Annotated in this window: 16 protein-coding genes; 14 read left to right on the top strand and 2 right to left on the bottom strand. The window is 34.3% G+C overall.

Annotation, left to right across the window (positions count from 1 at the left end):
• Positions 1–116 precede the first annotated feature (116 nt).
• The 12 genes from BTR34_RS00890 (at position 117) to BTR34_RS00945 (ending at position 15477) form a co-directional block, all read left to right on the top strand.
• The gene (locus tag BTR34_RS00890) at positions 117–653 is read left to right on the top strand and encodes an ester cyclase (protein WP_068483951.1); all 537 of its coding nucleotides are present in this window, start codon (positions 117–119) and stop codon (positions 651–653) included.
• A gap of 78 nt (positions 654–731) precedes the next feature.
• Positions 732–1427 carry a Type 1 glutamine amidotransferase-like domain-containing protein gene (locus BTR34_RS00895; protein WP_068483953.1) on the top strand — a complete coding sequence of 232 codons (696 nt, stop codon included), beginning with the start codon at positions 732–734 and terminating at the stop codon, positions 1425–1427.
• A gap of 334 nt (positions 1428–1761) precedes the next feature.
• Positions 1762–2283, top strand: coding sequence for a nuclear transport factor 2 family protein (locus BTR34_RS00900; protein WP_068483955.1), 522 nt, complete (start codon positions 1762–1764; stop codon positions 2281–2283).
• Positions 2284–2503: 220 nt separating this feature from the next.
• Positions 2504–2902, top strand: coding sequence for a nuclear transport factor 2 family protein (locus BTR34_RS00905; protein WP_068483956.1), 399 nt, complete (start codon positions 2504–2506; stop codon positions 2900–2902).
• A 22-nt stretch (positions 2903–2924) separates the two neighbouring features.
• Positions 2925–3440, top strand: a complete 516-nt coding sequence (locus BTR34_RS00910; RefSeq protein ID WP_082960146.1) for a RidA family protein — start codon at positions 2925–2927, stop codon at positions 3438–3440.
• A 172-nt stretch (positions 3441–3612) separates the two neighbouring features.
• The gene (locus BTR34_RS00915) at positions 3613–3948 is read left to right on the top strand and encodes a hypothetical protein (protein ID WP_068483957.1); all 336 of its coding nucleotides are present in this window, start codon (positions 3613–3615) and stop codon (positions 3946–3948) included.
• A gap of 77 nt (positions 3949–4025) precedes the next feature.
• Complete coding sequence (locus tag BTR34_RS00920) at positions 4026–7667, top strand: ATP-binding protein (protein ID WP_068483963.1); 3642 nt, start codon at positions 4026–4028, stop codon at positions 7665–7667.
• A 1-nt stretch (position 7668) separates the two neighbouring features.
• Entirely contained in the window at positions 7669–11319 is a 3651-nt protein-coding gene (locus tag BTR34_RS00925) for a sensor histidine kinase (RefSeq protein WP_068483965.1), read from the top strand.
• A gap of 51 nt (positions 11320–11370) precedes the next feature.
• Positions 11371–11745, top strand: a complete 375-nt coding sequence (locus tag BTR34_RS00930) for a response regulator (RefSeq protein ID WP_068483966.1) — start codon at positions 11371–11373, stop codon at positions 11743–11745.
• 4 nt (positions 11746–11749) lie between these two features.
• Positions 11750–12790, top strand: coding sequence for an adenylate/guanylate cyclase domain-containing protein (locus BTR34_RS00935; protein WP_197496152.1), 1041 nt, complete (start codon positions 11750–11752; stop codon positions 12788–12790).
• Between the two features lie 24 nt (positions 12791–12814).
• Complete coding sequence (locus BTR34_RS00940) at positions 12815–13441, top strand: Pycsar system effector family protein (RefSeq protein WP_235843186.1); 627 nt, start codon at positions 12815–12817, stop codon at positions 13439–13441.
• 74 nt (positions 13442–13515) lie between these two features.
• Positions 13516–15477 carry an adenylate/guanylate cyclase domain-containing protein gene (locus BTR34_RS00945; RefSeq protein WP_068483970.1) on the top strand — a complete coding sequence of 654 codons (1962 nt, stop codon included), beginning with the start codon at positions 13516–13518 and terminating at the stop codon, positions 15475–15477.
• 592 nt (positions 15478–16069) lie between these two features.
• On the opposite strand, the gene BTR34_RS00950 is transcribed toward BTR34_RS00945, so the two are convergent.
• Positions 16070–17053, bottom strand: coding sequence for an SDR family oxidoreductase (locus BTR34_RS00950; RefSeq protein ID WP_068483972.1), 984 nt, complete (start codon positions 17051–17053; stop codon positions 16070–16072).
• A 126-nt stretch (positions 17054–17179) separates the two neighbouring features.
• Positions 17180–17575: a glyoxalase superfamily protein gene (locus tag BTR34_RS00955; protein WP_068483974.1), complete on the bottom strand. Its 396-nt coding sequence runs from the start codon at positions 17573–17575 to the stop codon at positions 17180–17182.
• A gap of 127 nt (positions 17576–17702) precedes the next feature.
• Here BTR34_RS00955 and BTR34_RS00960 point away from each other — a divergent pair, with 127 nt between their 5' ends.
• Positions 17703–19730 (top strand): S9 family peptidase, encoded by a 2028-nt coding sequence (locus BTR34_RS00960; RefSeq protein ID WP_068483976.1) that lies wholly within the window; start codon positions 17703–17705, stop codon positions 19728–19730.
• The gene (locus BTR34_RS00965; protein WP_082960147.1) at positions 19720–20568 is read left to right on the top strand and encodes an endonuclease/exonuclease/phosphatase family protein; all 849 of its coding nucleotides are present in this window, start codon (positions 19720–19722) and stop codon (positions 20566–20568) included. Before BTR34_RS00960 ends, BTR34_RS00965 begins: the two co-directional genes overlap by 11 nt.
• Positions 20569–20574 lie beyond the last annotated feature (6 nt).

The raw sequence follows: 20574 nt of genomic DNA on the forward strand, positions 1-20574 counted from the left end.
TGATCAATAATTGTCTTAGTTCGGACAATAGTTGTAAGAATTCATCCTAAACCAAACTGGTTATCAACAATTTATACTTTAATTGAAAATATGACTTAACCATTAAAAATCCGGATATGAATAATCGTAGTTTTAATCTTTTTTGCTTAGTACTAATAATACTAGTTGCTTGTAAGGATAATGTACCAAGGATAAACAAGAACCAAGTAATGGCAAATAATACTTATGTATCTGTGTTAAAAGAGACTACGAAAATATATTTAAATGCGTGGAGTGAGTATGATACGCTGTTACAACAGTCTATAACTATACAGAAAGTGGTACGTAATGTTAATGGTGAAAATGTCTCTTACAACCAACACGAACTATTTAAATCCATGCATTTTTGGTATAGGGCTATGCCAGACATTAAAATTATAGATAAAGAAATAACTGTTATTGAAAATAGAACCTATGTTAACTGGGTGAGTACGGGCACCAATACTGGAATGTTCGGAGATATACCACCTACAGGAAAAGTAGGGCAAACAAATGGCATCAGTATTTTAACCTTTAATGATGCTGGAAAAATTGTTCATGAAATTGCCTATTTTGATATGCTAAGCCTTATGGAAGAATTGGGGTATACCTTGGAATCACCGGTTATGAACTAAATATAGAAGAGTATCATCAGTAAAAAAATAATGACTTTATACTTTTAATTTGGCAATAGAATCAATTAATTTGGCCGTATGAAGAAACAACTCTTAATTTATGGCAGCGGAAGACATACCGTACCATTTTTAAAATATTTGGCCGAGGCAACTGGTAAAAAAAAGCCCAATCTTTGTTTTATACCCACGGCCAGTGGAGAAGACCAAAGTTATATAGATTCGTTTTACGAAGTTTGTTCACAAATTAATGTTACTCCCCACGTTTTGAGCGTTTGGATAAATTCTTATGACCAACAAGAATCTTTTGATGAGCTGATTTGTAAAATGGATGCCATTGTTGTTGGTGGCGGGAATACTTTAAATATGTTAGCCATTTGGAAAGCTCAAGGTATAGATATTGCTCTTAAAAAAGCCTATGATAATGGTGTAGTTATGGGTGGTGGTAGTGCAGGTTCTTTATGTTGGTTTAATGGTGGTACAACAGACTCTAGACCAATAGAATTAAGTATTGTAAAATGTTTGTCGTTTATTGATAAAAGTCATTGCCCGCATTACAATTCAGAAAAATCTAGAAGACCTTTGTATCACAAGAATATTTTAACTGAAAAACTTACAGATGGTTATGCTTGTGATGACCGCTCTGCAATTCATTTTATAGATGGTGATGTCTTTACATCCATTTCGCTTGATACTGATAATCATTCTTATTACGTGTATTTAAACAAGAATAATACAATTCAAGAAGATAAAATACCTAGTACAATAGTATCTTAATATAAAATAATTTAAAAATAAATAACTGACAGTTTACCACTCAATTTTTCTAAGTAGACTACTAATAGTAAACCTCACCCCTATTTTATTTTTCATTATATAAATACAAGTAGCCTGTTAGCTATTTAAATAGATCACAGGTTACACCTCTACTTAATTATATAACGAATTCTATTACTCTTATAATTTCTTGATAAATAAATTGATGTGTTCGGACAGTTTAGAAACCTATCTGTCCATAACTAGTTGTTTTTAAATTGAAATAATGATTTCTTTAGAATAGGCCTCCGTTTTAATTTTAAACAGCACTATTAATTTATAAAACCGAGAAATTATGAAAAGAATAAAAACGACAATTTTATTTGTCACTATGGCATTAGCTATAAGTATGAGCAACGCTCAAGACCCAAAAGTATCTCTAGATTTTAACAATGGAGAAAGAGCTACTGAACTACTAAAAAAATATGTAACGGCATTGCAGAACGCAGATGTTGATGGCCTTGCAGCCTTAATGTCAGAAAATGCTATGGTTTACGGACTTGGTGGTGGTTTAGATTCTTTAACTGCTACTGAACATAAAACGTATTGGGTTAATAGTTTGGCCAACTACAAACATAATATATCAAGAGACCTCTATTTACCTGTAAAAGTTGAAGATAACTGGAATGAAGGTGAATGGTTGCTTACTTCGGGAGTAAATACGCTTGAAAATACCAAAACGGGGGAAGTAACACCGGTACCTTATCATATTGCAGCCGTAGTTGTTGATGATAAAATAGCCGCTATGCATTACTATTTAGACTATATCAGTTTATTAACGAAACAAGGATATAAGGTTATACCTCCTTCTGAATAATATAGATCATAAAATAATTAATCTACTTATAGAATAATAACCAAACCATTTTAAAATAGAAATCGGCAGACGTGTTTTGAGGGAAAACTATATGGACAAATCATTGGAGAAAAATTAATGTTTTTTGATAGCCAAACCTATGATCTTGACTACTAAGTCTGCTGATTTTTTTAAGTAATGCAATTACCAAATAGCTAATAAATAATAAAAAGAGAATAGCATGAAAAATGTAACCGTAGTAGACAAACTATATAATGGTTTCGCCACAGGAGATATACCTACAGTTTTAGGTTTAATGAGCAATAACATAATTTGGAACGAAGCTGAAGGAAATACATTAGCAGATGGCAACCCCTATGTGGGGCCTGAAGCAGTTTTAAACGGGGTTTTTGCGAGACTAGGAGAAGAACATGAATATTTTAATCTAGAGCATATTGAACTGCACGATATGTATAACGATAAAGTACTTGCAACCCTACGTTACAATGCAAAAAGAAAAAATAATGGTGCATTAATAAATGCCCAAGTAGCCCATTTTTGGACACTGAAAGATTCAAAAATAATAGCTTTTCAACAATATGTTGATACCAAACAATTAGCCGATGCGGCCAGTAAATAATTTATTAAATCTTAATATACATATGAATCTAACTACTATTGCAAAACAATTAATAGTACCCGCTTTTATAATTTTTACACTCACTTCTTGTAATCAAGTACCTAAGGAACAAGAAATAGTTGAAGAAGTGAAAGTTGAAGAAATTAAACCAGAAATTCCTGAATATTTTCAATTACGACCTGAAATTGAAAATGTATTTGGATATACCCATGCAGTTAAAATAGGTAATGATATAAAAATTTCAGGTGCCGTTAGCATGGACGCCAATGGTAACCCAACTGCTATAGGTGATTTTGAACAGCAAATGATTAATTGTTATGCCGATTTAGATAAAATACTAAAGCACTTTGGTAGTTCTTTTGATGATGTTGTGGTTGAAAATGTTTTTACCACTAATATGCCTAAGTTCTTAAAAACTGCAGCCTACAGAAATGAAATTTACACAAAACATTTTCCAACAGGGTCATGGCTTGGAGTTAAAGAATTGGCAATGCCAGAGTTTCTTATTGAAATTGAATTAGAAGTTCATGTAAAATAAGAACAATTGTAGCTATGTAAAAGAAATGTCGCTAAAACAAATAATTGCCTATATGGAAAAGACAACTATTTAGAATTAGTAACATGTATTGCTATTAAATACCCGCATTACTCTTATTAAACATTCTTTCAATCTAAGAAAGTTAACTAGCTAATAAACAAAATTCAATGCAATGAATAAGTCAAGTAAAGATTGGACCAAACATGAACTGAAAATATATCTTTTATTGCTTTGTGCACAAGCAGATTCAGTTCAGACGCAAGATGAGTTAGCACTAATAAAGCGCAAAACCAATAGCGACACCTTTGCCGTAATTCATCAAGAATTTAATATGGACGATGAGGATACTAGTATTGAAAAAATAGAGAAATCTATTGCTAAACTAGACTTTAGTCAAATGGAATTGGCGGAATTAAAAAAAGAGATTCATGAATTGTTTCAAATGGATAAGAAATTCTCTGCCGCTGAACGCTATTTGGATAAGATACTTGACAATATTGTATACTAATCAGGATAACCATCTTGACCAAAAGATTTTTATGCTGTCAAGCCATTTTTTCTTTATACAGATTTACCCCTCAATAAATGAAACCAACCAAAAAAACAGAAAGCCAGCTAATAGAAGTTTATAACAAATGGCTACATAGTTATTTAAATGGCGATATAAAAACCTATGACTCTTATTTTGATGACGCTTATCATTTTATTGGTTCTACCCAAAACGAAGAATTTTTAAATAGAACAGACACTACACATTTTTTTGCCAACACTGCGGATCAACTTGCTGGAAAGTGCGATTTAAGAAACGAATCTAAAACCATAGAACAGTTTGGAGAGCTCGTATTTATAACGCATCTATTTGACGCATGGTTTTTAAATGAAAAACAATACAACTATTACGGCCGATTTAGATTTACAAGTACGCTCCAAGAAAAAACTAATGGTTGGCGATTTATATATCAGCATTTTTCCACACCAGATGGCAAAACCGAAGTAGGCGAAACTATAGGTTTTGATAAAATCTCTAAAGAAAACGCAGTACTAAAAGAAGCAATTAAACGGCGAACATTTGAACTTGAAGAAAAAAATCGTGAATTAGAAATTGAAGGTGCCTTAGAACGTATACGTACCCAAGCTATAGCAATGAAACAGCCAAGCGACTTGCTAGACATTGTAGTTACTATGCGTAATGAATTCATCAAATTAGGTCATGAAGCTAATTATTTTTGGCATATGATGTGGCTACCAAAAATCTACGAAAAAGCCATGACCTCTGGCGATGGTACCAAAATAGGTTTTGTAATGGAATTGCCCAGACATATTCATGTAGATATTTCACTGTTGGCAGCATGGGAAAAAAGTAATGAATCTACAGTAGTTTATGCAATGAATGCCGAAGAAGCCATTGACTATATAGATAAAATGGTGAGTCTAGGAGATTTTAAAAACATAGACCCACAAGCCCCTACTCATGATGATATTAAACATATTGGCGGACTCACATTTATTATGGCACGCACAAGTCATGGTGAAATTGGCTATAGCTTGCCCGGTGTTGTGAATAATCCACCAAAAGAGGATATTGAAATACTAGTGCAGTTTGCAAAAGCTTTTGACCTTGCACATCAACGTTTCTTAGATCTTCAAAAATCTGAAAGACAAGCTAGAGAAGTTCAAATTGAACTTGCGCTTGAAAAAGTAAGAAGCCGTACAATGGCTATGCAGCATAGCGATGAACTTGCAGAAACTTCATTTTTATTAGATACCCAAGTACGTGATTTAGGTATTAAAACTAGAGGATGTGCCTTTAATATTTATAATAAAAATGATTCTACAGAGTGGTTTAGTTCAGAACAGGGAACAATGCCAACATACCAAACACCAAGAGAAAATATTTTTTTAGAGTATTATGATATCGGGAAAAGTGGGCAAACAATACACATTAAGAATTTTGAAGGTAGAGAATGTGCCAAGCATTATGAATACATGTGTACAATCCCTGTAATGGGCGATGCACTCATAAAACTTAAAGAAAATGGTGGTTCTTTTCCTGCTAATCAAATAGATCATGTAATTTATTTTAAATACGGTTATTTACTTTTTATCACTCTAGAGTCCGTACCAAAAGCACATGATATTTTTAAGCGCTTCGCCAAAGTTTTTGAACAAACTTACACACGTTTTCTCGACCTAAAAAAAGCAGAAGAACAAGCCAGAGAAGCTCAGATAGAATATGCTCTTGAAAAAGTACGCTCCCGTACAATGGCTATGCAGCACAGTAATGAATTACCAGAAGCTGCCAACGATCTCTTTTTACAAGTTCAAGCTTTAGGTATACCGGCATGGAGTGCCGGGTATTGCACCTGGGATGAAAACAAAACAAATGCAACCGCGAATATGAGTAGCGAAGGTGTTGTCCAAAAGCCATTTGTTTTACCAATTGTTGGTGTGGGTTACGATTTTCAAAAACCGTTACAAAATGGAGCATCTTTTCATATTGATGAATTAGGCGGAGATGGTATTGTAAAGCATTACGAGTTTATGCGTACCCTACCCATTTTTGGTGAAGTAATTGATGGTATTCTTGAAGCCGGATTTCCTTTACCTACATTCCAAATATTCCATATTGTGTATTTTGATTATGGATATGTTATGTTTATAACCTATGAACCAGTGCCAAAAGCGCATGATATTTTTAAGCGTTTCGGAAAAGTTTTTGAACAAACCTATACTCGTTTTCTTGATCTTCAAAAAGCAGAAGCTCAAACTAAAGAAGCTCAAATTGAAGCAGCTTTAGAAACTGTACGATCTCGTTCCCTTTCCATGCAAAAACCAGATGAATTACAAGAAGTAGTCACAGTTGTTTCCGAAAAATTAAAGGACCTAGGCATTGTAATGGATGCTGGCGGAGTAATCATATGTACCTATTCCAAAGAATCTAAAGATGTAGTGCACTGGATAGCATCTCCAGATTATTCTCATTCAGGGAAATATCTGGTACCTTATTTTGATCATCAAATTTTTAAGGATACTTGGGATTCAAAAAACAATGGGGATGAATGGTTTTCAAAATCCTATTCGGTTAAAGAAAAAAATAGCTTCTTTCAACATTGTTTTGAGCATAGTGATTACAAACATTTTCCTGAGGAAATAAAGGACCTGGTTCTTAAAAAGAATCACCATACTCTTTCTTTTGCTTGGAACGAACATTCTGCAATCTTGGTTCCTTCACATACCAAAGGTTTGGTTCCTACTTTGAAAGAACGGGAAATCCTTATTCGTTTCGCTAAGGTTTTTGAACAGGCATACATTCGCTTTATGGATTTGCAGGTGAAAGAAGAGCAATCAATTGCGCTTCTTGAAGAAAAGCAACGCCTAGAAAAAACTTTAAAAAATCTCCAAGAAACTCAAAAGCAACTCATTCAATCTGAAAAAATGGCAAGTCTTGGTGAACTAACTGCGGGCATTGCCCATGAGATTCAGAATCCCCTAAATTTCGTCAATAATTTTAGTGAAGTAAGTAACGAACTTATTGATGAAATGAACGAGGAACTAGATAAAGGGGATCTTGAAGAGGTAAAGGCTATTTCACTGGATATCAAACAAAACCTCGAAAAAATTAACCACCACGGTAAACGTGCCGAGGGTATTGTAAAAGGGATGTTACAACATAGTAGAACAAGCACTGCCGAAAAAGAACCTACAGATATTAATAAGTTGGCAGATGAATATTTAAGACTAGCCTACCACGGATTACGGGCAAAAGACAAAACCTTCAATGCCGAATTAATAACCGACTTTGATGATACAATTGGTAAAATCTTCATTATTCCCCAAGACATGGGTAGAGTTATACTAAACTTAATTACCAATGCTTTTTATGCGGTAAATGAGAAAGTTAAAAGCCCCCTAACCCCCAAAGGGGGAACAAATGATTCTGAAAAAGTATACAAACCTACTGTTTGTGTCAGCACAAATAAGCTAGATAATAACGCGATTGTTTCTATTTCAGACAATGGTAACGGCATCCCAAAATCAATCGTAGACAAAATTTTTCAACCATTTTTTACCACCAAACCGACAGGGCAAGGTACCGGCCTGGGCTTAAGCATGAGCTATGATATTATAACCAAAGGGCATGGTGGCAAACTATTAGTAGAAACAATAGAAAAGGAAGGAACCACATTTATAATTGAATTACCATATACCAACCAACCCATAAACTAGTATGAAAAACATAATATTTTTGAGACATATACTATTTACCAGCTTGTTTTGTTGTCTATTTCTAGTTTCCTGCAAAAAAACCAGCAAATCTGAAACAGAAACAAAGGTAGGCGATTATAAAGTTCCAGAAACCATACCGCTGGTTTTTACAAAACCTGAATCGTTTGAATGGGAAGACTTAGCTAATGATACACTGACGACACCTATTTCTTATAATTTAAATGTAGATGCTTTACCCAGCAAACCTTTTGAGTTAAATATTTTTAAACCGCTGAAGTCTCCCATGAAGGAGTATGATTTAGATTGGGATAATTTTCCGACAGAAAAAATAATACTCGATTCTATTTCATTTACTATTACTAAATCTACCATAAAAAAACCGACCATTACCAAAATGAAACCACCAGGTAATATGGCTGGTACTAACGTAAATCTTTTACAACTTTCTACAAATGAAGGGTTACCATCTGACGATATTACATCTTTCCTAGAAACTGAAGATGGTGCTATTTGGATAGGTTCATCTTCCTCTACATCACCCTTAACACTTTATGACGGTGAAAATGCATTTATCTATGATTACAATGCTGTCTATAAAATGGAAATGGACAAACAAGGTAAGCTTTGGTTGGTTAGACCATCAGAACGTTTAATTACCATATTAGATTTTAAAAACAATATAGAATTTACAATTACCAAAACAGAAAGCTTCACCCCTTTCGACATTCTTTGCGACCATACCGGCAGCTTGTATATAGCTTCACTTAATGAAGGATTCTATAAGATAGATGCGGAATTAAAAAATTTGCAAAAAATAACAAATGCAAATAGTGCTAAACCATGGAGACTTTTTGAAGACAGTAATAATAACCTTTGGCTAGGTTTTACCAATAATCTGGCGGTTATAGACAAAGATAGAAAGCAACTTAAAACACTTTCAAGGATTGCAGATATTGAAATAAACTCCATAGTTTGGGATGTTACAGAAGATAAAACGGGTAACATTTGGCTAAATTATCCTTATCCTTCTGCAGCCAATAATAATACTAACCCTAAAGTTTTTCGACTCTCCTTAAAGGAAAATACTGTAAAAGTATTAGATGCTGAAAATGGCTATAATATAATAGGCACCGAAATGGAAGAAGATAAAGAAGGTAATATCTGGATTTTGGGAGCTAAAGAGGCATTTATTTTAAGTAATAATCTGGAAAAGCATAAACCAATAGCCTTAAACAGCACGCTACAGGGTTCCCTAAAAATACCTAGACCCTTAAAAAGAAATGATGGCTCGTTATGGTTTGCCACAATAGATAAAGGAGTACTAATAACCACTGATTTCACTTTAAAAACAGAATATTTTGATGATACAAGAGGTTTAGTAAATAATGAAATATGGGAAATAGAAGAAGACTCTAGAGGTGATTTATGGCTAGGAACGGCTGCGGGAATCAATATTATTGATTTAAATGAAAATTCTATAAAAGTCATTAGTTTTGAACAATTACATTGCAATCCCACCACTATTAGTTTTATTAAAGAAATTACACCTGATTTTTACTTTATAAATACTAGAAATGGCTTTTCTATTCTAGATAGGAAAAAAAATAAACTTACCTCATATGGCAATTCTTCTTTTATTTTTGGAGCAGGTATTTCAATTATAAATGAGCATACTTTTGCAATATATACTAATGAAGGTCTGTATGTTTATAATATTGAAAACAACACGTTTAAAAAATTAGTTTCTAAAAATGATCCAGATATTCTAAAAGCCGGTAGTGGGTCCATAATGGCTTATGACAAAGAAATTCTTTGGATCCCTACAATTAACGGTTTAGCCAAAGTAAATTTAAAAACTAATACCGTTAGTTATCTAACAAAAGAACAAGGTTTAAGCGATAGCTATACTTCCACAGCAATATTCTCTAGCGAAGGTGAGGTATGGGTAGCTACTACAAACGGGTTAAACATACTTAATTTAGAACAAAATACGCTTACACCTATAAAGAGAGAAAACGGATTATATCCTGCAGATTTTTATGACCTGGTGGAAAAAGGGAATTTAATGTATGCTGCTAGTGGAAATGGTTTAATTGCAATAGAAAAGGCAACTGCAAAAACAACAGATAAAGGCTTCTATAATTTTAATACTGGACTTGGTTTTAAATCAAACGATTATTTACAAAATTCACCTCAATTTTTAAAGAATGGCCAGTTTTGGTCTGGTGTTACTAGCACTTCTAATGAATGGAAACTACTTATTCTTGATTCCGAACCTCAACAAGATAGTACTATTGGAACAGTTAAAATTAATAACATGTTCGTCATGGATGAAAATCCTGGGTTTGGTTTAAACATAAATAAAGATTCTACAAAGGTGCAAACTTCAACTTATGCTAACACCAAAAGTATAACATGGGATTCTGTTAAACGTCCTTATAATATCCCCGAAGGTCTTACTCTACCCTATGACCAGAACAGCATTAGTTTTAGTTATGGTAGTGATGCTATATTTAATAGAGATAAATTAAATTATCGGTTTATTCTAGATGGTGAAGATGAAGATTGGAACTTTGCCGCAAATGCTACTAAAACTAAAAACTATTACAATTTAAAACCAGGAGATTACACCTTTAAAGTTGCTGTAAGAAATGGCAATAGCGGCTGGTCTGTACCCGATACCCTTTCGTTTAAAATAAATCCGCCATGGTGGCAAACTTGGTGGGCATACTTACTATTTGGTTTAATCATCGCAATTATTTTAAGAGCGTACATTGTTTTTAGAGCACGAAAATTAACTAAAGAAAATAGAATATTAGAAGAGCGTGTCTCTCATAGAACGGTTCAACTTAAAACCAAAATAGATGAGTTAAAGTCTACACAGTCTAAACTTATCCAGTCAGAGAAAATGGCAAGTTTGGGTGAACTTACAGCAGGTATTGCTCACGAAATTCAGAATCCACTAAACTTTGTAAACAATTTCTCTGAAGTTAATAAAGAGCTTTTAGATGAGTTAGCAGAAGAAATAGATAATGGTAATTATGATGAAGTAAAAGCGCTGGCAAAAGATGTGTCTGCCAACGAAGATAAAATTATCTTTCATGGCAAACGTGCCGATGGTATTGTCAAAGGAATGCTACAACATAGCCGTAGTAGTACCGGTCAAAAAGAAATGACCGATATCAATACTTTATCCGATGAATATCTTCGCCTTGCCTACCATGGTTTACGCGCCAAAGACAAATCTTTCAATGCTACGTTGAATACCGATTTTGATGACTCCATTGGCAAATTAAACATCGTAGCTCAAGATATGGGCAGGGTAATTCTCAATCTTATTACCAATGCCTTTTATGTAGTAAAAAAGAAGAAAGAACAAAATCCTAAAGGCTACAACCCTACGGTTTCTGTACGTACAGAAAAGCAAGGTAATATGGTACTCATTAAAGTTTCTGATAACGGCAACGGAGTACCTAAAGAAGTATTAGACAAAATATTTCAGCCATTTTTCACCACCAAACCCTCTGGAGAGGGAACCGGACTAGGATTATCCTTAAGCTATGATATTGTACAAGTACATGGCGGTGAATTAACTGTTGAAACAAAACAGGGAGAAGGGACAACGTTCACCATCTCATTACCAATGAAATAAATGATAAATGTTCTCCATTAAAATTATTTACAAATTATAAAAAACCACCTTATGAAGATACTAGTTGTAGATGACGAACAAGATGTAAAAGTGCTTTTTCAACAGCGTTTTAGAAAAGAAATACGAAAAGAAGAATTAGAATTTGTTTTTGCATTCTCTGGCGAAGAAGCCTTGAATTTGATGAAAGCAATGGAGCATGAAGCTGTGCTTATATTATCTGATATCAATATGCCAGGAATGAGCGGGCTAGAATTGTTAGATAACATTAAAAAAAATTATGTAAAGCCACCACCAATGGTGATGATGATTACCGCCTATGGGGATGATGAGAATAGAACAATGGCCAAAAATTTGGGTGCCGATGATTTCTTGACCAAGCCTTTAGATTTCTCACTTTTAAAAGATAAGCTAATAACCTTAAGCTAAAATTATGGCGAAGATAATGGTAGTAGATGATGAGACGGATTTAGAAATACTCATCAAACAGAAATTTAGGAAGCAAATTCGACAAAACGAGTACGAGTTTGTATTTGCCATAAATGGTAGGGATGCCCTTGAAAAATTAGTAGAAAACCCTGGGGTAGATATTGTTTTAAGCGATATAAACATGCCTGAGATGGATGGCCTTACCCTTCTCTCAGAATTACATGAATCTAGTCCGCTTATTAAATCGGTCATAGTTTCTGCTTATGGTGATATGGAAAATATTCGGGTAGCTATGAACCGTGGTGCTTTTGATTTTATTACAAAGCCCATCAATTTCGATGACCTTACAGTAACCATGGAAAAAACGCTAAAACATGCCATGGAAATTAGAAAAACACTACAAGCAATTAAAGAGAATAATATTCTTAGAATGTATGTAGATGAAAATGTACTCAACTTTATGGGTGGTCAAGAGTATGAGTCCAAAATAATGGCAAATGAAAGTATTGAAGGTACCGTAATGTTTGTAGATGTTTGCGGATTTACTAAAATCAGCGAAACTACTAGTCCAGATGTTGTGGTTTCTATGCTTAACACCTATTTCGATGCAATGGTAAAAGAAATTATGGAACAAGATGGTATAATCGATAAATTTATAGGAGATGCAGTCATGGCCGTCTTTAGAGGAGAATACCATTTAGACCGTGCCATTGATGCCGCAATTGCAATTAGAAATCAAGTTAATAGTTTTCCTAATGTTGAAGGCAAAGAAAATTTTAAGCCAAAGGTTTCAATTGGTATTAAAAGTGGAGAAATGATTTCTGGCAATATAGGTTCGGCAACCCTAAAACGTTTGGATTATACAGTGATCGGTGACTCCGTAAATACGGCTGCAAGACTACAAGATGCGGCTAAAGAAAACCAAATTATTATCTGCGAAGGGTGCTACAAACAAGTAAAAGAAGCTTTTAAATGTGAAAACTTGGGTAGCATCAATATGAAAAATAAATCGAACCCGCTTACTGTTTACAATGTAATAGAATAACCCTACCGACTTAAAATTAAACGCATGACCAAACCACTAGAAAATAAAAAACCAACGACTAAAAAAAGTTCAAAAAAGGAAAACCCTTTAACAGCTTTTGAAAGAGGTCTATTAAATGAATTAAAATCTAAAGGACATTCAGAAGAATTAGTAGATCACTATTGGGGAACCATTAATTATGTAGCCGGACTCATAAAGGCTTCGGAGTTAAAAGCCGGACTTATACTTTCATTTTATGGTATTATTCTAAACTTAATTTACCAAAGTGCAGAAACAGTTATGCATACGGTTTCTAACGCTATTGTATTCTATATTTTAATTGGTTTGTGGTTTGTAGCCACCGTAGTTTCCATTTTTTATAGTGTACGTTGTTTTATACCAAAACTAGAAGGAAACTATAGTGATAACGTCTTTTATTTCGGTGATGTCATTACCAAATTTGGAAGTATCAAAGAATTCTCAAAAAAATTCTATAATGTCAGTATAAATGAGAAAGAGGTTTTTGAGCAATTGGGAGAACAAATTTATATCAATTCAAAAATAGCTGCTTGGAAATTTAGAAACGTACAACGATCCATTAGGTTTTTGGCTGTTAGCTTAATTTTATTATTAATAACCGCAGTTTATTATGCGGCACTAAGAATTGTATAGCTATGATTCAATTCTTTGATAAAATCAGTCAACAGTTAGTTTAAAAAATGAGTTTACCCATTTAAAAAGTGAAAATGAAAAAAATTAAATTTTTATTCATTTTATTATGCCTTCAGAGTTCTGTTTTTTCACAAACAGAGCTTGATTCCTTGTATCATATTTGGGAAGATAAAAATTCTGTAGATAGCATTAGAGCATTTGCTTTAACTGATTACATCTACAAAGGTTTTTTTACATCGCAACCGGATAGTGCTTTAATTCTAACACAGCACTTATATCAATTTAATAAAGAAACTAAAAATGATGATGGCCTTATAGAAGCTCTAACACTTAGAGGATATATTAAATTTAGAATGGGAAACTATTCAGAGGCATTAGCATCATACAATGAGGGGTTAGAGATTGCAGAAAAAATAGGTAATAAAATAGGTGCTGCTGACATTCTTACAAAAATGGGATATATCTACCATGATAATGAAGATGTGGTCAAGGCATTAGTTTATTATCAAAATAGTTTAAAAATATATGAAGAAGAAAATGATTTAGACGGTCAAGGGTCTATTTACAATGAATTTGGAAATATATATCTTTCTAGAGGAGAATACGATAAGGCTTTAGATTATTATCAAAAGAGCATAGCTATAAACATAGAATTAAATGAAGAAGAGGATAACTCTTCTATGTACATTAATATAGGTAATCTTTACTTAGATAAAAGTGATTTTCAACAGGCTTTAGCGTATTATGAAAAAGGCTTGGCAATCGAAAAAAAGAAAGATGATAAGTTAGGCATAGCTTCCGCTCTTTCCGGAATTGGATCTGTTTATCTTGAGTTAGGTGATTCTTCAAAGGCATTGGATTTTCTTCAAAGAAGTTATGATATCAGTGAAAGCATAAATGACATACAAGGCGGAGCCAGTACGCTATTAGGTATAGGTGATATTTATCTTGAATCTAAAAATTATAAAAAAGCAATTGCAATTTGTAAAAAAAGTCTGTCCATGACCAAAAAAGTCGGTGACTTAGGTGGTCAAGAATATGCTTGCGGATGTTTATATGAAGCCTATAGGGCATTAGGAAATACTACAGAGGCCTTAGTATTCCATGAGCAAATGATTTTCATTGGCGATAGTATAAAAACAGAAGATTTAGCTATAAAATTGCAGCAAATAGAATTCTCAAAAAAAATTATGGCCGATAGTTTAATACAAATTGAGAAAGATGTAAAAGTGGAATTACAACATAAATCTGAAGTTCAGCGCAAAGATAAAAATCGAAATTTGGCAATTGCAATTGGAACAATCAGTTTTTTATTAGCAATTGGCTTTTTCTCGAGATGGCGATACGTTAAAAAGTCTAAAGATGTTTTAAAAAAGGAAAAAGACCGTTCAGAAAGTCTATTATTGAATATTTTACCAGCAGAAATTGCCGAAGAATTAAAAGAGAAAGGCGAGGCACAAGCCCGTGATTTTGAATTAGTTTCCATTCTTTTTACCGATTTTAAAGGTTTTACAGAAATGTCCGCAGAACTTACCGCTGCCGAACTTATTGGAGAAATAAACCATTGTTTTAAGGCTTTTGACCTTATTTGCGAAAAATACAAAATTGAAAAAATAAAAACCATTGGCGATGCATATATGGCGGCTGGCGGCTTACCAGTACCTTCGGTAGATTCTGTAAAGAATACTGTTTTGGCCGCACTAGAAATGCAATCTTTTATGACGCAAAGATTTTCGGATATAGAAAAAACTGATGGATTTACGTTTGAAATGCGATTAGGCATACACACAGGCCCGGTTGTCGCAGGTATTGTTGGGGTCAAGAAATATCAATATGACATTTGGGGAGACACCGTAAATACCGCCGCCAGAATAGAAAGTAGCGGTGCTGTAGGTCAAGTAAATATTTCTCACTACACGTATGAACTATTAAAAGATAATCCACAATTTACCTTTAACTACAGAGGAAAAATAGAAGTAAAAGGGAAAGGTAAAATTGATATGTATTTTGTTACTAAAGCCAATACACGAACCTAAGTTAATGAAAACTAAAAAAAACTTTATAGTATATCTTGTAATGAAATTGTTGATTGTTACCAGCAACTAAATTAGGTCAAAGTAAACAACTTCAGGGCAAGCCCATGAGGCATTAAAATTTCAATTATCGCGTAAAATTGAAATGGTAACTATTAACCTGTGTCCGTTTTGCCAAATTCAATATTAAAACAAACTTAAAAAAACACGATTCAGAGACGAAAAACAACAAATAATCTTTAAAAAAAATGGCAGTATAAAAGTCCGTAATAAACTTCTTAATGATGGCAAAAATAATATCTTAAATATGCCTTTGGGCAATTTGTTCTAGGAATAGTTGTATTTAGATTGCTCCACAGACTAATTATTAGAACGAATGTTGTAAAATCAATGAAGACGAACTGAAATATTCTAAGAAAATTAAAGGAGATTTTCTAACGAATTCCTATACAGAGAACTATTTAGAAAATCATGTAAAGTACAAATGAAACTTATTCGTTTTGAAACCGAGTATTTGGGATTATCTTAATATTGAATAAAAGGGTTTATTAGTACTAGCCGCGAATACGTTATACTGTGGAAACCCATCCCTATGCTACAACCTCTTATAAGCCTTCAATACATTCTCGATTTTAGCCTCAGTATCTTCATCAATATACTGATGCGCAGGATTTTCTTTTAACCACTTAACCGTCCTTTTTATTCCTTCTGAAAACGGAATGGTGGCTTTGAATCCCGGTACAAAGCTTTTAATCTTGCTATTATTGAACAAAACGCTTTCTGCTTTATCTGCCAATAAAGTTCCTGTGAACGACGGCTCTACCTTACATATAAAGTCGGATGCAATGTGTACTACTTTTGCTTCTTTCCCCAGGGCATCTGCCAGTATTTTATAAATCATATTCCACGTTAAAACCTCATCCGAAGTGATATGAAACGCATGACCAATAGCGGTTTGTAAGCCTAAAAGTCCAACAAAGCCTTTTGCAAAATCATCGGAATGCGTCACTGTCCACAACGAAGTGCCATCTCCATGTATAATAATTTCTTTTCCTTCCAGTATTCGCTTTGCGGTATTGTATTTATTGAATCCGCCAATGGCAATAGGTATTACGGTATCATAAGTTAACGATGGTCGAACAATAGTAATTGGAAATCCTTCTTCACGATATGCTTTTTGCAATCGGTCTTCGCACTGTATTTTTCCTTGTGAATAATCCCAAAGGTTATTGTGTAACGGAGTAGATTCGGTAATCACCGGATAACTCAACGGGGTCTGGTAACAAGATGCAGAACTGATGAAAATATATTGCTTGGTCTTTCCTTTGAACAAATGAATATCTCGCTCAATATCATCGGGGGTAAAAGCTATCCAATTGACTACAACATCCCACTCATGTTTTTTTAGTTCCGTAAGTTCTTCCGGTTTGTTGATATCTCCAATAATACTATGAGCACCTTCAATATCCACCTTGGCTTTACCTCTATTTAAAATGAATAAATCCATTCCTTTATTTACGGCTAACCTACTACTTGGTGTACTAATATTTCCTGTTCCTCCTATAAATAATACTTTCATCTTTATATTTTTAAATACTCAATTATTGAGATGTAATGTTCTGACAATTGTGTCGTAAACTAAATTAAATTTTCAATTCAATGCTTCGCGGGCTTATCCCGAGATTGTTTCCTGCTAATCAATTTATTAAATCTTAGCACCCGATACATCCCTATAAAATGTCAATCCGTTTTTAAAAGGGTCGTAAAAAGCAAACTCACGGGTACCCCACCCCGTTTCCCGTAATAATGTATGGGCATTAAAAACATCAACCATATAAAATTCATTATACAAAGCTTCAATATTCTGTGAAACAATACGCAACATAGGTCTATCTATAGCTGCCTCCCACATTTTTTTATCGTGCCACTGTAAATGTATCTCAATATCATCCCTTAAAATACCGGCATACTTAGGATTTTTGGAATCATCTGCAAAGGCAATTCTGAATCCTAATCGGTTTACATAGAAATCTAATGCTTCAACAACATCCCATACTGGAAGCACTGGATGAATTTGATGTAAATAGCCTTTTTCTACCATATTGTGAAAATACAAAAAGGATTAAAAAACTGAATGTTAATACTTCCTCAATTCTCATTGTAAGCAGTTCATTTTTTTTAAGTATTTCGTTATCTTCATAGCTTCATTTCAAACCAATTTCAATACTATGAAACTAATTACCAAAACTCTCTTTATCCTATTATTTTCAGTATCGATAACTGCACAGGTTTCTTCAAATCTTGAGCTGACCGATATTTTTAATATGGAGTACGTATCTGACCCTCAGATATCGCCAGACGGAAGCAAAATCATCTACGTTCGTAATTTTAAGGATATTATGACGGACAGAAATTTATCTAATCTTTGGATGGTTAATTATGACGGTTCGCAAAACAGACCTTTAACCACTGGTAACCAGAACGACTATTATCCTCGTTGGTCGCACGACGGAAAAAAAATCATCTTTAAATCGAACCAAACCGATGATAAGATGAAGTTGTATCTCATGTGGATGGATACCAAAGAAATAGCTCCGTTGACTAATACACCTAAAGCTCCGGGAGCTGTAAGTTGGTCTAACGATGACCGTTACCTAGCATTTACCATGTTTGTCCCAGAATCTGAAGAATCTATCGTAAAACTACCTGCAAAACCGGAAGGTGCTAAATGGAACACGCCACCAACATATATCGACAAGTTAAATTATAGAGGTGACGGACAAGGATATATTAAAGGCGGACATGACCAAATTTTCACCTTATCTATTGATGGTGGCACACCTAAACAATTGACTTTCAAAAAGTTTGACCATGGTGCTCCTGTTTGGGCCAAGAATGACAGAACATTATATTTTTCTGCAAACTTTAATCCTGATGAGGCTTTTGAGCCTGCAAATAGCGAAGTTTATGCATTGGATATTGCAACTGCTAAAGTTTCTCCATTAACTTCTAGGTATGGTCCTGATGGTTCCCCAACCGTTTCTCCTGATGGTAAAATGATTGCCTACACTGGTAACGATGACAAATTACAAGGATACCAGATTACAAACCTTTATGTAATGAATACCGATGGAAGCAATTCTAAATTACTATCGGGAGATTTTGACAGAGACATTGGTAATGCACAATGGGCAAATGATGGTAAGGGTCTTTATTTTCAGTTTGATACGGAAGGTGCTACCAAAATAGGGCATATTACCTTAGATGGAAAAGTGACTACCCTTGTTGATGGTCTTGGAGGCTTATCTCTAGGAAGACCTTATAATGCAGGTGATTTCACCGTTTCCAGCAATTCAAAATTCGCCTATACTTTAGGAAATACCGAACACCCGTCTGATTTAGGAGTTGCGGATAAAAAAGGTTCCAAGAGATTGACATTTGTAAATGACGACCTTTTCTCTTTCCGGGATTTGGGAAAAACCGAAGAAATTTGGTGGGAGTCTTCATATGACCAACAAAAAATACAAGGATGGGTGGTGACGCCGCCAAACTTTGACCCGAATAAAAAATATCCATTTATTCTTGAAATTCATGGCGGACCGTTTACAAGTTATGGTTCTGTATATAGTGCCGAAATACAGGCATACGCAGCGGCAGGCTATGTGGTACTTTATAGCAACCCACGTGGTAGTACTAGTTACGGTGCAGAATTTGGGAATTTAATTCACCACGACTACCCTAATCACGATTATGAAGATCTTATGAGCGGTGTTGATGCCGTTATTGAAAAAGGATATGTAGATACCGATAATTTATTTGTTACCGGTGGTAGTGGCGGTGGAGTGCTTACCGCTTGGATCGTTGGCAAAACAGACCGATTTAAAGCTGCCGTAGTTGCCAAACCGGTTATAAACTGGACAAGCTTTGTGCTCTATGCAGACGGTGCCGCTTTCTTCTCTAAATATTGGTTCGGTAAAAAACCTTGGGAAGATCCAGAAAACTATTTTAGACGTTCTCCGCTAATGTATGTTGCAAATGTAACTACACCAACAATGCTACTAACGGGTGAAGAAGATTATAGAACCCCAATTGCGGAATCTGAGCAATTCTATACAGCTTTGAAACTAGAAGGAGTAGAAACAGCCATGGTTCGTATACCTGGCGCAGGACACGGTATTGCAAACAGACCAAGTAATTTAGTAGCTAAAATTGCCAGTGTTCTTGCCTGGTTCGAAAAATATAAAGATGCCGAATAGTATAAAATGTATTGGTTTTGTCATGACATTATTCATGTCGATATCTAGCCTTTGTGGTCAAGATATCAATGTGCTTACTTATAATATTAAGTATGATAATGTGAATGATACGGTGAATAATTGGAATGACCGTAAGACTGCGATGGTTGACCTTTTAAAATACTATAACCCAGGTGTTATTGGTATGCAAGAGGTTCTACATCATCAGCTGACGTATTTAAACGAACAACTACCTGATTATGCTTTTATTGGTGTTGGGCGTGATGATGGAAAGGAAAAAGGAGAGTACTCCCCTATTCTGTTTAATGCAAAGAAGTATAAACTTTTACAGAGCGAAACATTTTGGCTATCTGAAACCCCTAATGAAATATCTGTTGGTTGGGATGCTGCTATGGAGCGTATTTGTACTTACGGATTGTTCGAAGATGTAACATCTAAAAAACAGTTCTTGGTTTTTAATACGCATTTTGATCATATTGGCACTGTAGCTCGTGAAAAGTCGGCCGAATTAATCGTTTCAAAAATCAAGGAAATAAATACAGACAAACTTCCGGTGTTATTAATGGGGGATTTGAACCTGAATCCCACAGAAAAACCTATTCAATTTTTACAAAAAGCTTTATCCGACGGGCAAGCAATTACTCAGAAAACATTTTATGGACCTACGGGTACGTTCAGTGGTTTTGACCATTCGCGCATATTATCAAATCGTATAGACTACATTTTCATTGAGAATTTTAATGTTTTAGAATACGTACATATCGATGATAGAATGGAAAACAACAAACATATTTCTGATCACCTACCCGTATTTGCTAAACTGGTAGCGAAACAATAAATAGCA

This window comes from Maribacter hydrothermalis (genome assembly GCF_001913155.1).
GTDB classification, from domain to species: Bacteria; Bacteroidota; Bacteroidia; order Flavobacteriales; family Flavobacteriaceae; genus Maribacter; species Maribacter hydrothermalis.

What these genes read in the sequence shown, in the direction of transcription:
- BTR34_RS00890 (WP_068483951.1), top strand. Translation starts at nt 117, where the DNA reads ATGAATAATCGTAGTTTTAATCTTTTTTGCTTAGTACTAATAATACTA.
- BTR34_RS00895 (WP_068483953.1), top strand. Translation starts at nt 732, where the DNA reads ATGAAGAAACAACTCTTAATTTATGGCAGCGGAAGACATACCGTACCA.
- BTR34_RS00900 (WP_068483955.1), top strand. Translation starts at nt 1,762, where the DNA reads ATGAAAAGAATAAAAACGACAATTTTATTTGTCACTATGGCATTAGCT.
- BTR34_RS00905 (WP_068483956.1), top strand. Translation starts at nt 2,504, where the DNA reads ATGAAAAATGTAACCGTAGTAGACAAACTATATAATGGTTTCGCCACA.
- BTR34_RS00910 (WP_082960146.1), top strand. Translation starts at nt 2,925, where the DNA reads ATGAATCTAACTACTATTGCAAAACAATTAATAGTACCCGCTTTTATA.
- BTR34_RS00915 (WP_068483957.1), top strand. Translation starts at nt 3,613, where the DNA reads ATGAATAAGTCAAGTAAAGATTGGACCAAACATGAACTGAAAATATAT.
- BTR34_RS00920 (WP_068483963.1), top strand. Translation starts at nt 4,026, where the DNA reads ATGAAACCAACCAAAAAAACAGAAAGCCAGCTAATAGAAGTTTATAAC.
- BTR34_RS00925 (WP_068483965.1), top strand. Translation starts at nt 7,669, where the DNA reads ATGAAAAACATAATATTTTTGAGACATATACTATTTACCAGCTTGTTT.
- BTR34_RS00930 (WP_068483966.1), top strand. Translation starts at nt 11,371, where the DNA reads ATGAAGATACTAGTTGTAGATGACGAACAAGATGTAAAAGTGCTTTTT.
- BTR34_RS00935 (WP_197496152.1), top strand. Translation starts at nt 11,750, where the DNA reads ATGGCGAAGATAATGGTAGTAGATGATGAGACGGATTTAGAAATACTC.
- BTR34_RS00940 (WP_235843186.1), top strand. Translation starts at nt 12,815, where the DNA reads ATGACCAAACCACTAGAAAATAAAAAACCAACGACTAAAAAAAGTTCA.
- BTR34_RS00945 (WP_068483970.1), top strand. Translation starts at nt 13,516, where the DNA reads ATGAAAAAAATTAAATTTTTATTCATTTTATTATGCCTTCAGAGTTCT.
- BTR34_RS00950 (WP_068483972.1), bottom strand. Translation starts at nt 17,053, where the DNA reads ATGAAAGTATTATTTATAGGAGGAACAGGAAATATTAGTACACCAAGT.
- BTR34_RS00955 (WP_068483974.1), bottom strand. Translation starts at nt 17,575, where the DNA reads ATGGTAGAAAAAGGCTATTTACATCAAATTCATCCAGTGCTTCCAGTA.
- BTR34_RS00960 (WP_068483976.1), top strand. Translation starts at nt 17,703, where the DNA reads ATGAAACTAATTACCAAAACTCTCTTTATCCTATTATTTTCAGTATCG.
- BTR34_RS00965 (WP_082960147.1), top strand. Translation starts at nt 19,720, where the DNA reads ATGCCGAATAGTATAAAATGTATTGGTTTTGTCATGACATTATTCATG.